The organism is uncultured Prevotella sp., from assembly GCF_946407605.1.
Taxonomy (GTDB): Bacteria; Bacteroidota; Bacteroidia; order Bacteroidales; family Bacteroidaceae; genus Prevotella.
The window spans coordinates 1-14,608 of record NZ_CAMJOS010000047.1 but is presented as its reverse complement, the minus strand read 5'-3'; the positions used below and the strand labels follow the sequence as shown (position 1 = coordinate 14,608).

Sequence of the window (14,608 nt, the reverse complement as noted above, 5' to 3'; positions counted from 1 at the left end):
TTCCCCAAGAAAATTGGCAAAAACACTCTAAAGTTCCCCAAGAAAATTGGCAAAATATTTGGAAGTTCGTCCAGAAAAGTGTAACTTTGCAGCGATAATTCGTCCAGAAAAGTGTAAATCGGCATGAAAAGGAAATTATATAATGCGCTGATAGATTGGAAAAACGATCCAGACCGCAAGCCTTTGGTGCTTGAGGGAGCTCGTCAGGTGGGTAAAACTTGGCTGCTAAAAGAGTTTGGCAAAAACGAGTTCAAAAATCTGGTTTATGTCAATTGTCATGACGATGAGCGTATGCAAAATCTGTTTCAGCAGGATCTTCATGTGGAACGTATCATGCAGGCACTCCAGGCTTTTTCTGGACAACCTATAATTACAGGGAAGACGCTTATCTTTATAGACGAGATACAAGAGGCTTATAGAGGTCTTGACAGTCTGAAGTATTTCTGCGAGAATGCTCGCGATCAACATATTGTTGTCGCTGGGTCTTTATTGGGTGTAACCCATCGTCCTGGTGAATCCTATCCTGTTGGTAAGGTTGATTTCCTCTATTTGTATCCCATGACATTTGAAGAGTTTCTATGGGCCAAAGGTGAGGAGAAATTAGCTGAGATGATTGCCAATTGTGATTGGGAAATGATGGGTATTCTTGATACGAAGATACAGGAACTACTTAGGCAATATTACTATGTTGGCGGTATGCCCGAGGCTGTGTTGGATTATACCACTCATGGTGATGTGAATAAGATAAGGAAAATACAAAAAGCCATCCTTAAAACATACGATAATGATTTTGCCAAGCATACTGGCAATGAGACGGAGCGCATTCGATTGGTATGGAAGAGTATTCCTGCCCAACTGGCCAAAGAAAACAAAAAGTTTATTTACGGAGCCGTGAAACCTGGAGGGCGTGCACGAGATTTGGAGTCTGCTATCCAATGGCTGATAGATGCAAAACTGGCATTTAAGGTGCATCGCTGCAACAAACCTACCATGCCGTTAAGTTTCTACGAAGACTTTAATGCATTTAAGCTGTTTACGCTTGATATTGGACTTTTAGGAGCAATGGCAAATGCTCCAGCCAGTTTGATGTTGACAAGCAATGATGTGTTTAAAGAGTTCAAGGGGGCTTTCTCTGAGAATTATGTTTTTGAGCAACTTAGAACATTCGATGATCTGAGCATCTACTATTTTAGTAAAGAAAACTCTACCCAGGAGATTGACTTCTTGGTGCAGACAGACGAGCGAATAATCCCCATTGAGGTAAAGGCAGAGGAGAATCTGAGAAGCAAGTCGCTTCGTGGCTTTATTGTCGAAGATTATCCTAATGAGCATTTCAAGGGTCTGCGTTGCTCCATGAAGCCCTATATTGATCAAGGCTGGATGGAAAATATTCCACTATATAGTGTTCTGGGATATATTAACAAGCAAATCAATAAGGAATTAGGAGAATGAACGAGATAGAGAAGAATAGCCGAATTGTCGCGACAGTGTCGACACAATCTCTGATACAGGATTTACGTCAGATTATTGAGCAGGCACGTGGACATGTAGCTGCTACAGCTAATTACGAACTCACCATGATGTATTGGCATATAGGTGAGCGTATCAATCGTGAAGTGCTTGATAATCAGCGCGCTGAGTACGGAAAGCAAATTGTCGCGCAGGTGGCGCGACAATTGCAAACTGAATTCGATATTCGGGGATTGGATGAGAAAAATGTTCGCAGAATGAAGCAGTTTGTAACGGTTGATCATGCCGACAAGAACCTCAAGGGTCTGCGTTGCTCTATGAAGCCCTATATTGATCAGGACTGGATGGAGAATATACCGCTTTATGGCGTTCTGGGATATATTAACAAGCAAATCAATGAGGAATTATGAGAGTAAGCATGTACGAGCATATTCATTGCCCTTTCTGTGGAAGCGTAAATATATCGGGCGATAAGGAATCTTTCAATTATAAAGCAGCCTTCTGGGGTACTTTATTCCTAAGTCTCTGGGGATTGCTGTTTGGTTTCTTTTGTCGCAAGCGAACAGTTTGCCATTGCGATGATTGTGGTGGTGATTTCTCTTTTTATGAATGAGATGGATATCATAGTACAATGGGCAACGATACTGAGTCCTATCATTGCTGTATTGATAGCATGCTGGACTGTTTGGAGTAGTTCGAAAGATACTGCTAAGAAGATGACTGCCCTTGAGGAAAGTACAACGAAGCAAGTGGAGAGTATCAAAGAACTGGCCCAAATCCAAATTGAACTATCTGTTTTGCAGGGCAACGCAGAATTGAAGAAGATTGCTGCTCGTCACAAGAGTCTTACTAAGAAAGTATCTGATGAAACATGGAACGACATGATGTTCAATCAAACCGGCGTCCATTTTGATTCTCTGAGTCAAAAAGAGAATTGCAAACGAGATTTGATGGACGATAATGATTTAGCTCTGAATGAGCTGAAAGAGACACACGAGCTGCTTGCTCAATTGAATAACTTGAAGAAAAGAATAGGAGGTAAGTAGTATGGTGGAGTGGAAGAAGCTGGGAGAGGTCTGCGAAAAGACTTCAAATATAAAATGGAAAGATCAGACTGATGATATAATCTATAAATATATTGATCTTTCTTCTGTTAGTCTGGATTCACATAAAGTCATTTTGACAACAGATATCTGCAAACAGAATGCCCCAAGTCGAGCCCAGCAGGTTGTTAATAACAATGATATACTTTTGGGAACAACGAGACCGACGTTGAAGAGATATTGTCAAATACCTTCTTATTTGGATAATAACATATGTAGTACTGGCTTTTGTATATTTCGAGCAAATAAGAAGTACGTACTAAGCAGATGGTTATACCATAATATCGGAAGTGGAAAATTTTGGGATTATTGTGAACTCAAACAACAGGGTGCAGGGTATCCTTGTCTTTCTAACTCCGATGCGTTCGCTTACATGATACCTGTCCCCCCTCTCTCCGAGCAACAACGGATAGTGGGTATCCTCGATACGTTCACAAGTTCCATTGAGAACCTGAAAGAGCAAATCGCTCAGCGTCGCAAGCAGTATGAGTATTATCGTGACCAACTCCTTGACCTTGAAGGGAAAGAAGGAGTGGAGGTGATAACGTTAGGAGAAATCGGAGAGTTTATTAGGGGTAATGGAATTCAAAAGAACGATTTTGTAGAAGAGGGATTTGGATGTATTCATTATGGACAGATTCATGCAAGATATGGCTTTTCTGCAGAGAAAACAATATCAAAAATTGAGGAAAGTCTTTATAAGAAATGTAAGAAAGCTAAGAAAGGTGATATTGTTTTAGCAACAACATCTGAAGATGCAGAGGGTGTTGCAAAACCATTTGTTTGGTTAGGTGATGAGGAGGTTGCAGTCAGCGGTGATGCTTTTATATTCCACCATAATCAAAATGGAAAATTTATGGGATATCAATTCTTGACCCATAAATTTATGCAATTCAAAGTAAAACATGCTACGGGTGCCAAAGTCGTCCGTATTTCTGGTGACAGCATGGCAAAATATGAAGTTGCCCTCCCTTCTCTTTCAGAGCAGCAGCGCATTGTCTCTATCCTTGATACTTTCGAGGCCTCTATCCAAAACTTGGAGCAGCAACTCGCCCAACGCGAAAAGCAATATGAGTATTATCGTAATAAACTCTTGACGTTTGAATAAGAAAGATAAGATGTCAAAACGTAATGGTTTCATAGAGTTCCCTCATGCAAAGGGTATCGTAGTGAGTGGTGATATTCATGGTGATTTCACCCAACTTGTCTTTAAATGCTGCGTGCAGTACGAAATGACAGATACGCTTATTGTCGTCGCAGGGGATTGTGGCTTTGGTTTTGAAAGACCAGGCTCCTATGAGAATATCTATAAGCGTTGTCGTGATAAACTTTCGAAAGCCAATAACTGGATGGTGTTTATAAGAGGTAATCATGACAATCCTGCTTATTTTAACAGTCAGCCCATCAAACATCAACGTTGGATGACTTTGCCAGATTATTCTGTCATAAAGGCTTGTGGGCACACGATACTTTGTGTGGGTGGTGCAACATCCATTGACAGACTTTATCGTATGACATCAAAAAAATATCACTTGCCAAATCCTGATGACCTACTGAAGCCGAATGTGTATTGGAATAACGAACTACCAGAATTCAATAAGGAAAGGCTCGACCAGATAGATAGTCAATGTGCTGTCGATATTGTCATAACCCATACTTCTCCATCGTTCTGTGAATTATCATCGCATCATTTTCTGGAAGATCGGGCAGAGCATGACGCAGATTTAATGGATGATACAAAATATGAACGTCAGGTGATGGACGATTTATACAATTTTCTATACACAAAGAATCATCCGCTACGCTATTGGTACTACGGCCATTTTCATGAGAGTTGGCATGCTCAGATAGATGATGTAATGTTCCACATGCTCGACATTATGGAACTGAGAGAAATTCCACCTGTAAATAATTCCTAAACAAAATACAAATGTCTATGGACGAATATAAAATCATACTGGAAGAGAAGCAGACGGTGATGGCTCGCTATGAGGTGGAGCCAAAGTCTGGCGAGGGCTACCAGAGTGAGGCGCAGCTGGAAAGGGCGCTCATCAAGCAACTGGCAGACCAAGGGTATGAGTACGCCAAGATAAAGGACGAGGCAGCCCTGCTGAACAACCTGCGCCTGCAACTGGAAGCGCTCAACGACATCAGGCTGAGTGACAGCGAGTGGGCTCGTTTGTTGCCCATGATAAGCAATGAGCAGATGACCATCCTCGACAAGACGGAGATGTTGCAAGGAAAGGGCTATATCCTCGACCTGAAACTGGATAATGGGCAGACGAAGAACATCAAACTGATAGACAAGCAGAACATCTATAATAATAGGTTGCAGGTGATCAACCAGTATGAGGAGAATCGCGGCACCTATAAGAACCGCTACGACGTGACGATACTGGTGAATGGTCTGCCAATGGTACATATAGAGCTGAAGAAACGTGGTGTACCCATCAAAGAAGCCTTCAACCAGATAGACCGCTATCTGAGAGATTCTTTCTGGGCAGGCAGGGCGATGTTCGACTTTGTGCAGATTTTTGTTATTTCGAACGGTACAGAGACGAAATACTATTCGAACACAACTCGCTATGCCAAGGAGAAACAGGCGGAGGATGCCTCGCGCAAGAAAAAGACGGAAGGAAACACGTTTGAGTTTACGTCGTACTGGACTGACCAGCGGAACAACCGACTGACAGACCTGCGGGACTTCACCACCTCGTTCTTTGCGAAGCACACCATCCTGAACCTGCTGACAAAATACTGCGTATTCAACGTGGACAAGCAGCTGCTGGTGATGCGTCCATACCAGATAGCAGCAACAGAAAAGATACTGCTCCGCATAAAGACGGCCATCAACAATCGCTGGCAGGGCACAACAAGGGCTGGTGGCTATATCTGGCACACCACGGGTAGTGGTAAGACGCTGACGTCGTTTAAGACAGCCCAGTTGGCATCGCAGATGGAGGAGGTGAAGAAGGTGGTCTTTGTGGTGGATAGAAAAGACTTGGACTATCAGACCATGAAGGAGTATAACAACTTCGAGCCTGAGTGCGCCAACTCAAACACATCGGCAAGGGTGCTGCAGCGCCAGATGAAGGACGACAACTGCCATATCATCATCACCACGATACAGAAGTTGTCGAACCTGATGAAGCCCGGCATCTACGACAAGGACGAGAAGTTGCGCGAGATATTGCAGAAGGAGAACATCGTGCTGATATTCGACGAGTGTCACAGAAGTCAGTTTGGTGATATGCACAAACTGATAGTGAAGCGGGTGAAGAAATACATGATGTTTGGCTTTACTGGCACGCCCATCAAGGCACAGAATGCCAGCGCCAGCAGTAAGTACCAGACAACAGCACAGCTGTTTGGTGGAGAGCCCGACGAGGACGGCCGTCCCACCATGCCTCTGCACACCTATACCATCATCAATGCCATTGGCGATAACAACGTGTTGCGCTTCCATGTGGACTACGACTCGACGATGAAGATGAAGAACGACGTAGAGCGTAAGCAGGTATGGGGCATCGATACGGAAGAGGCACTACACGACCCTCGACGCATCAGCATCGTGACGCGTTATATCTTAGAGCGCTTTGGTGAGAAAACGAAACAGGAGGATGAGGCCTATGCCATGAACAAACTGCTGAATGTGCAGGAAGTGGTGAAGAGTAAGACGGCCGAGGAGCAGAAGCATACCTACAAGACAAAGGGCTTCAATAGCATCTTTGCCGTGGACTCTGTGAAGGCTGCCATCCTGTATTACAACGAGTTTAAGAAGCAGCTGGCAGAGCCTGGCACGCCTAATCTGCGCATTGCCACCATCTATACCTACTCAGCCAACGAAGCAGAGGAAGATGAATGGGGATTCGAAGATGACGAGAACCCAGAGGGAACAGAAGGCATGGACCTGCAGAGTCGTGACGCATTGGAGAAAGCCATCAAGGACTATAACGAGATGTTTGGGTGTAACTACTCGACAGATGGCGACAACTTCCAAAGCTACTATAAGGATGTGTCGCTCCGCATGAAGAACAAGGAGATAGACATCCTGATAGTGGTGGGTATGTTCCTGACTGGTTTCGATGCCAAGACGCTAAACACGCTATGGGTGGATAAGAACCTGAAACTGCATGGATTGTTGCAGGCCTATAGTCGTACGAATCGCATTCTGAACTCTGTGAAGGACTGTGGCAATATCGTCTGCTTCCGCAATCTGAAAGAGGCCACAGACGAGAGCCTGCGCATCTTTGGCGACCCCAATGCCAAAGGTATGGTCTTCATGAAGTCGTATGAAGAATACTACAGCGAGGGGTATGAAGATGTAAAAGGTAGGCACCACGAGCCCTATACGGAACTGATAGCACGCCTGCTGAGGGAGTTCCCGTTGGAGCAGATGGGCAATATCCTTGACGAAGAGAAGAAGAAGGAATTCATTCGTCTGCTGGGTGAGATACTGCGACTGAGAAACGTGCTGAATGTCTTTGATGCCTTTGATGAGGCTGCCAAGATCATCAGCGAAATGGACTACCAGGACTACAAGGGATGGTACTACACCTACTATGAGGAGTTCCGTAAGCCCAATAACAACAGCAAGGAGACGATCAACGACGATATCATCTTCGAGATAGAACTGGTGCGTCACGACCAGATAAACATCCACTATATCCTGCAGCTGATACAGCAATATCACGATACAGACTGCCAGGACAAGGAGATTATCGTGCAGATCAGAAAGCAGATTGATGCCAGTCCTGACATGCGTGACAAGCGCGAACTGATAGAGAAGTTCATCGAGCAGATGACACCTGAGAAGGGTGCCGATGTGGGCGAGGAATGGAACGAGTATATCGAGCGTGAGAAGAAAGCTGAGCTGGATGCGATTATCAACGAAGAACACCTGAAGCCTGCTGAGACAACCGCTTTTATGGAGCGTGCCTTTATGGATGGCTATGTCACAGAGACGGGTACCGGTATTGCCAAGATACTGCCACCAGTGAATCCCTTCCTGCCTGAAAGTGGCGAGAAAAAACAAACGGTACTGGAGAAGTTGAAGATGTATCTGATGAAGTTCCTGGGTACGACGGAAGAGATATACATCCAACCTCGTGTTGTCGAGATGAACCCGTTAGCTGAGAATACTTCTGATTCATCCCAAACAGCCAAGAAAGGACGGAAACCTAAAACAGAGGAAGTCCGCTTGAAACCTGAAGGCTCTATGCTTGACGATGTGGAGAAAGACGGAGATGTGCGTCGTCTGGTACACAATATGATGGAGCTGTATGAGGGCACCACCATCATGAATATCGTGGTAGAGTGTCAGCGTGAGTTCCAAGAGAAGTACTTCAGCATGGGTGGCAACGACTGGCGCCACCTGATACGTGACTACGTAAGAATGGTGACTGAACGTCCTGAACTGCAAGAAACTGAAGTCTTCAGATTCGTGATGGCAGGGTGATGATGGAAGAAGGCTGATGGAAGAAATTACAATTATGGCAGAAAAAGAAAATAAAATTATTCTATATAAAGATGAGGAGGGTAAAGTAAGTGTAAACACTCGCTTTGCAGATGAGGATGTATGGTTGACGCAAGCGCAACTGGTAGAGATTTATCAGTCGAGCAAATCGAATATCAGTGAGCATCTTAAAAACATCTTTGAAGATAAGGAACTGGATCAGGATGCAGTTGTTCGGAAATTCCGAACAACTGCTGCAGACGGGAAAAATTATCAGGTATTACACTATAATCTTGACGTGATTATTGCCCTTGGATATCGTGTGCAGTCGCCTATTGCTGTACGTTTCCGTCGCTGGGCCACTCGCTTACTGCATGAGTATATCCAGAAGGGCTTTACGATGGACGATGAACGTCTGAAGCAAGGCGGCAATCGCTACTTCAAGGAGTTGCTGCAACGCATTCGCGACATCCGTAGTAGTGAGCGTAACTTCTACCAGCAGGTAACAGATATCTATGCTACCTCTACCGATTATGACCCTCGCGCCCAAATCACTAAGCAATTCTTTGCCACCGTTCAAAATAAGATGCACTATGCTGTCCATGAGCATACTGCTGCCGAACTGATTTATGAGCGTGTAGATAACGAGAAACCTTTTGTTGGCATGACTAACTTTAAGGGAAACTATGTTACTCGCGACGATGTAAAGATAGCCAAGAACTACCTGACGGAGTTGGAGTTACAACGATTGAACCTATTGACCTCGCAATTCTTGGATTATGCTGAGTTCCAAGCTTTAGAGCAGAATCCTATGACGATGGCCGATTGGATAGCAGCACTCGACGACCAAATCTTGCGCTTACGTAAAAACATTCTTGAAGGTACTAGTACTGTGTCGCATCAGGAAGCAATTGAAAAAGCAGAGCGTGAGTTTGAAATCTATCGCGAGCGCGAAATGCGCATGCTTGAGAGCGACTTTGATAAGGCTGTGAAAGGATTGCTAGATTTTAAGAATAATCCAGAAAACGACGACGAGGCATGAACGCACAACAGTTAAAGAACGCTATATTGCAAAATCACGAGGGACTCTATTGATCAAAATAATCGGTAGAACTGACCCTCTGAATCATTATCTATGACCTGTTTTTCGTCTTGTTTTTCTTTTTTTCGTTCCAAAAAGTACGACTTTCAAAGAAAATATCTATCTTTGCAGCCAGATTGAAACTATTATAATTTATATACTATAATCATGAAGAAAATCATTATCTTAACGCTGATGGCAGTTGTCAGTATCGCCGCCTCAGCACAGACCAAGAAAGTGTCTATTTTGGGCGACTCGTATTCCACATTTAAAGGCGTCGGACCATCCCATTACGCCCCGTTCTACCCCAACGACAGAAACGATGTCACAGAGGTAGAGCAGACCTGGTGGAGCCTCTATATTAAGGCCAAGGGCTATCAGTTGGAGAAGAACGACTCCTGGGGCGGCACCACCATCTGCGGTACCGGCTACGGTCGCATGGATGCCTCACGCAACAACTTCATCTCACGTGTCGATAGTCTGGGTAATCCCGATATCATCTTTGTGTTTGGCGGTACCAATGATGCCTGGGCAAACGTGCCCATCGGCGAATACCAATATGCCAACTGGACAAAAGACGATTGCAAGCAGTTCCGTCCAGCCCTCGCCTGCCTGCTCGACATGCTGAAGAAGCGTTATCCCAAGGCCATCATCTACTCGTTGCTCAACTCCGAACTCCGTGAATCCGTCAACGAGTCGATGCGCGAGGTATGCAAGCACTACAACGTGCAACTCATCGAACTCCACGACATTGACAAGCAGAATGGTCATCCCTCCATCAGCGGCATGAAAGCCATCTGCGACCAACTCCTCGAAGCAACCAAATAAAGTACACATAGAATTGTTTCAATCACGAGGGACGGTTCCAGTGATCAAAATAATCGGTAGTACCGACCCTCTGAATCATTAGTTATAAATTTTAAACATTACAATTATGAAAGAAGAAGAAAACAAGAAGCGTGAGGAGCTCACCGACGAGCAGCTTGACAACGTGTCGGGAGGTGGAGAGTTTACAGCTTACGATGTATCTAATCGCCCGAGGTGAATGGACTACGCCTGCCGCATTTTTCCGGCTGCCAAGAGGTGAGCGTCTCGCCAAATGGAAGAAGGCTGATAGTCCCACATCTTTTTAATAAGGTGTGGGACTTTTTTGTGTCAGGTGATAGGTGGAAAAAGCGAGCTGAAGACAAAAAAAATATACGATAATTTGTTTGCTACAGAAAAAGACATTATCTTTGCGGTCAGAAATACCAATAACAATAAGTATAACCCTTCAAATTATTAAAGAACTCTAAAGAATAATGGCTGTCACCTCAAAACTACCATACGACATCAAAATGCCAAGGGACTGGACTTGACATCCACGGTAAAAAGCTCTACAAAAAGTACAAAGAGAGTAGCGGTAATTCCTTTGAGGACGGATTTTAATTTAGTGCACATGGATTGAGAAAACTTAAAACATAATATATGATGATGAAAAAGGTTTTATTTTTGATGTTGTTGATGATGGTAATTTGCATCGGAAGCATCTGCGCTCAAGAGACGAAAAACCCTCCTGTGGGATTCAATAATACAAGGAGTTGTACTGTGACTAGTGTCAACAGAGGATGGGGAACAATAGTAACATTGAAAATCAACATGGATAGTGGTTGGTTTAGACTTAGTCCCGAGACAAAACTGATTATTGTAGACAAATATGGGGTGGAGTATAAATATAAAATCGAATATATGAGCGACAATTTACTTCAAAAATATGAGTTGGGTGTACGCCATTCAATGAAATATCCGAAGGAAGTGTTACTTAGATTTCCTCTTATCCCTAGCGGCTATAATACCATCAATGTTGTAGAGCCGGATCCGGATGTCGGAGAAGGATGGAGGTTTATGGGCATTAGGATTAACAACCCATCGGATGTGGTAAAACAACATTCGGCAATGACTCATAAAGAGGTGGCAGTAGAATTTGCCAAGGCATTTTTTTGGGGTGATTGTGAGAAGATGATAGACTATATGGATTCTACTCGGGATTGGGATGATGATGACAAAGAATATTCCTTGGAAGAGCTTAGAAGAGCCTATGAAAATGACGGTATGCAAATCTATTGTTCTAGAGTGAACGATATGTTATACAACTATAAAGAATGGGATGTCAGGCTTCTGTCAAACAGAAGTGATGCAAAAGGGATACAACATGCTCAAGTGGAAGTTCTAACGCTGAAGAAAACGGCATCGGCCTATGCTTTATTTAATGCAATTGAGTCGGTCATGGTCAAACTCGTAAAGCGGAAAGGCGGATGGTATGTAGAGGATTATTCCCTTTATAAAGTTCAAACAAAATGAAAGATGCCAAGTACACACCGGAACCGTCCCTTTTGTGTACAATGAAGGGTAGGAGAGAGGCTTTGAGTGGTCGATAGGGGCTGTGTTTTTTTAGGCATCATCGTTGGCTGTTGGGTTCTCGATATAAGCCTTAGAATCCCAAGGTTAATCTCATGCCATAATGATGGCTGACGGAATGAAGTTTGACGAAAACTGATCACATTTAATAATTGTCCCACATCTTTTTAATAAGGTGTGGGACTTTTTTGTGTCAGGTGATAGGTGGAAAAAGCGAGCTGAAGACAAAAAATAAACGATAATTTGTTTAATACAGAAAAAGTAATTATCTTTGCGTCGCTAAAAATAGCAGATAAACCTATAACTCACAAAAAACAAACTTTTATGAACAATTTATTAAACGAGGACGCCGAAGAAGCGTCATTTTCCCTGAACGGCATGCTTGCTGGTTTTGATGAGAACACTTCAGCCTACGCGCACATGCCGACAAAGAACCCGAACTCACATTTCTGCTTCGCGCTGAACATCAAGATGACTGAAGAAGAGGTGATACCAGCGTTGAAGGATTATCTGGCGGAGCTGGAACGGGGTGTATGCCGAGAGGTGCTCTGCATTGAGAAAAAGATGTTGGAAAAAGAGTATTGGCAGAAAGGCGGACTGTTGCGACGCAACCTGCAGGCCATGAGGGAGCGGTTGGAAAGCAAAAGGATAATAGCGGCCACTCTGAAGGTACAGAACTGTGCCTGCTTCGACGACCTCATTGAACGCCTGGAAGACAGCTACGCAGAGGTGGCAAGACTGCTGGGTGAGATTGCCCAGAAGGTGAAGAAGATGAAAATGCCTCAACGCGCGTATGGCCAGTTTTATCAGTACTTGAAAACGCAGTACGATGCGGAACAAACCATAATGGCTTATGACGAGTGGATGATGAAGGAGGGAGATAATTCGTTTAAGACGCTGAAAGGTAAGCAGACGAAGGAGGTGGCGGAGTTTCTGAGAAAGGACCTGCTGCAACATCTGCGCAAGCCGTTACAAAACGAGATAGACGAGGTGGATGTGGACAAGGTGATATATTGGATGCCCTGCGACTACGATCGTGAGTACTTATTGTCGAAAGCCTTCAAAATGCAATGTGCACGATTCCGCTGGAACATTTCATGGGAAGGTGACATCTTGAAGTTTGACTACGATGCCTTGGGTGAGTACTTGTTTAAGAACTACTACAAGATGACGGATAAGGAGCGACAGGCTTTCTTCGAACTGGACGTGATGGTGGAACTGATAAACAGAGATATTGCGAAGGTGATGCCAGTAGAAGAAAAGGAGGAAGTGGAAATTGATATGGAAATGGAGGACGGAATGTCACAGGCAATAGGCTATGCTGCAAAGACCATGAGAGTCGAAGACGAACTAAAACACTTGTATGACTATACATGGCTGATGATGCTGATGAACGAAACGGATGGACTGCCAAGTTTTGACACACCAACATCGTATGTGGACTACATGAAACAATGTGGAGTGAAAAGTATGCCCACCCGTTCGAACATCTCAAAATACTATGATAAAGCACGAGGAAAATTTCCCAATTGGACGTTTACGGATGCTGATGGTCAAGAGACCAAAAGGCGTAATAATGTGGCAAAACGCTTCCTAAATTTAGTGAGAAGCGTGAATAATTCCCACTAGCGTTCCCACATTTATTCTTTTATTCCCGCACTTATTCACGGCGCAAGTTTACGGCTTGCGTCGTGTTTTTTTTGTGCCTAACTTTGCCGTCGCAAACAAGATGCAACACAACGTGTTTGTTTTGATGTGATCTTTGAAATGTGCGGAAATGATTGACAAAATGATTTTTGAAGAACGAAAAAATTAAAATGAAAACAAGTGAGATTATGAAGACGCAGCTGAAGACCTTTGAGGGCTTGCTGCTGGTGGCCACGGAAGACGTGGGCGGCGTGCTGACCATAGGTTATGGGCACACGGGAAAGGATGTGAGTGTGGGCGACCGCATCTCGGAGTACTGGGCGGAGGAGCTGCTGATGCGCGACCTCGAGAAGGTGGAGAGCCAGGTGAACAGGCTGGGCGTAGCCAGGACGCAGGGACAGTTTGACGCGCTGGTGTCGTTTGTCTTTAACCTGGGCATAGGGCGGCTCCTGCACTCAACACTGCTGAGGGTAATACGCAACGGCGGCAGTAAGTCGCAGATTCAACGGGAATTCAAGAAGTGGGTCTATGCCGGAGGCAAGAGGCTCCGAGGCCTGGAGAAGCGACGGGAATGGGAAGCGAGGAGATTCTTTGAGACAACAACGGATTAAAATTATGGAAGTAAAGATTTTAAAAGTGGTACGCCAGGGCGAGGCCTTTAGCGTACAGTCAAGTAAGAATGAGGCTGGCAGCATCCAGAAGTGCAACATCGTGCTGAAGGAGCTGGGCGGCAAGTTTGAAAACGAATATGTGTGCGCCATGCTGGGCAACCTGGCGGCGTGCAGGTTCTACGAAGGTGATGTGGTCATGGCCACACTTCGTTTCTCTACACACGAATATCAAGGACAGACGTTCCAAGAAATTCTAGTAACTGACGTTGTAAAATTGAAATAAAAAGACTCACCCCCAACCCCTCTCTGCTTAGAGAGGGGAGTGAGACGAAATCAGTTTCAAAGAAAAAACAACAATTTGAGTTGAAAGACGAGCGGAGAAGTATCGATGAAATGAGCTCAACTACCTTCGCTTTTCCTATGCTCGCTTAAAAACTCAGAAAAATGAAAACTAGAAAATCACAGATTTTAGGAGAACAGATAATGGTCGATGGCATGATGGCCTTCGGCAAGTTGGAAACAGGACAGCGTACGCTTGATTTTGAGTGCTGTGAGGATGTGGCAGCCGAAGCCTTTCATGGCGACTTCCACGTGCAGGGCATGCGCGACGGCAACGTATATATGACCGAAAAACTTAAACGACACAGAAACAAACCTATATTCCGCGACGATAACTGCTCGCTGTCGCACGGACACAACGGAAAATATTACTTTGTATTTACGATGGACGATGATCGTCTGGGCGAGTTGCCACAGCAGTTGGTACAGCAGGCAGGAAACATCGCCCGCAAGGTGATTCGCGAACTGATTAAAGGAAGGGGGTACAGACTATGATATCGTACTG

At 44.5% G+C, this 14,608-nt stretch carries 14 protein-coding genes; all 14 read left to right on the top strand.

Annotated features, from left to right (window positions below):
- The first annotated feature begins 123 nt into the window (after nt 1-123).
- The 14 genes from Q0R57_RS13705 (at nt 124) to Q0R57_RS13640 (ending at nt 14,598) form a co-directional block, all read left to right on the top strand.
- Nucleotides 124-1,452: an AAA family ATPase gene (locus tag Q0R57_RS13705; protein ID WP_294748866.1), complete on the top strand. Its 1,329-nt coding sequence runs from the start codon at nt 124-126 to the stop codon at nt 1,450-1,452.
- A complete protein-coding gene (locus tag Q0R57_RS13700) occupies nt 1,449-1,880 on the top strand; it encodes a DUF1016 N-terminal domain-containing protein (RefSeq protein WP_294748864.1) in 432 nt (143 codons plus the stop codon). Before Q0R57_RS13705 ends, Q0R57_RS13700 begins: the two co-directional genes overlap by 4 nt.
- A gap of 204 nt (nt 1,881-2,084) precedes the next feature.
- The gene (locus Q0R57_RS13695; RefSeq protein ID WP_294748861.1) at nt 2,085-2,516 is read left to right on the top strand and encodes a hypothetical protein; all 432 of its coding nucleotides are present in this window, start codon (nt 2,085-2,087) and stop codon (nt 2,514-2,516) included.
- Nucleotide 2,517: 1 nt separating this feature from the next.
- Nucleotides 2,518-3,681 carry a restriction endonuclease subunit S gene (locus Q0R57_RS13690; protein ID WP_294748859.1) on the top strand — a complete coding sequence of 388 codons (1,164 nt, stop codon included), beginning with the start codon at nt 2,518-2,520 and terminating at the stop codon, nt 3,679-3,681.
- The gene (locus tag Q0R57_RS13685; protein ID WP_366516871.1) at nt 3,674-4,492 is read left to right on the top strand and encodes a metallophosphoesterase; all 819 of its coding nucleotides are present in this window, start codon (nt 3,674-3,676) and stop codon (nt 4,490-4,492) included. The genes Q0R57_RS13690 and Q0R57_RS13685 overlap by 8 nt, the downstream gene beginning before the upstream one ends.
- A gap of 17 nt (nt 4,493-4,509) precedes the next feature.
- The gene (locus Q0R57_RS13680; RefSeq protein WP_294748855.1) at nt 4,510-8,031 is read left to right on the top strand and encodes a type I restriction endonuclease subunit R; all 3,522 of its coding nucleotides are present in this window, start codon (nt 4,510-4,512) and stop codon (nt 8,029-8,031) included.
- A 34-nt stretch (nt 8,032-8,065) separates the two neighbouring features.
- Nucleotides 8,066-9,070, top strand: a complete 1,005-nt coding sequence (locus Q0R57_RS13675; protein WP_294748853.1) for a virulence RhuM family protein — start codon at nt 8,066-8,068, stop codon at nt 9,068-9,070.
- Between the two features lie 207 nt (nt 9,071-9,277).
- Nucleotides 9,278-9,937, top strand: coding sequence for an SGNH/GDSL hydrolase family protein (locus Q0R57_RS13670; protein ID WP_294748851.1), 660 nt, complete (start codon nt 9,278-9,280; stop codon nt 9,935-9,937).
- 106 nt (nt 9,938-10,043) lie between these two features.
- Nucleotides 10,044-10,154 (top strand): bacteriocin, encoded by a 111-nt coding sequence (locus tag Q0R57_RS13665; RefSeq protein ID WP_294748848.1) that lies wholly within the window; start codon nt 10,044-10,046, stop codon nt 10,152-10,154.
- Nucleotides 10,155-10,576: 422 nt separating this feature from the next.
- Nucleotides 10,577-11,449: a hypothetical protein gene (locus Q0R57_RS13660; protein WP_294748845.1), complete on the top strand. Its 873-nt coding sequence runs from the start codon at nt 10,577-10,579 to the stop codon at nt 11,447-11,449.
- A gap of 381 nt (nt 11,450-11,830) precedes the next feature.
- Complete coding sequence (locus tag Q0R57_RS13655) at nt 11,831-13,135, top strand: hypothetical protein (protein WP_294748842.1); 1,305 nt, start codon at nt 11,831-11,833, stop codon at nt 13,133-13,135.
- A gap of 188 nt (nt 13,136-13,323) precedes the next feature.
- The gene (locus Q0R57_RS13650) at nt 13,324-13,764 is read left to right on the top strand and encodes a lysozyme (protein WP_294748838.1); all 441 of its coding nucleotides are present in this window, start codon (nt 13,324-13,326) and stop codon (nt 13,762-13,764) included.
- Nucleotides 13,765-13,768: 4 nt separating this feature from the next.
- Nucleotides 13,769-14,047 (top strand): hypothetical protein, encoded by a 279-nt coding sequence (locus tag Q0R57_RS13645; protein ID WP_294748835.1) that lies wholly within the window; start codon nt 13,769-13,771, stop codon nt 14,045-14,047.
- Between the two features lie 161 nt (nt 14,048-14,208).
- A complete protein-coding gene (locus Q0R57_RS13640) occupies nt 14,209-14,598 on the top strand; it encodes a hypothetical protein (protein ID WP_294748832.1) in 390 nt (129 codons plus the stop codon).
- The last annotated feature ends 10 nt before the right edge of the window (nt 14,599-14,608 follow it).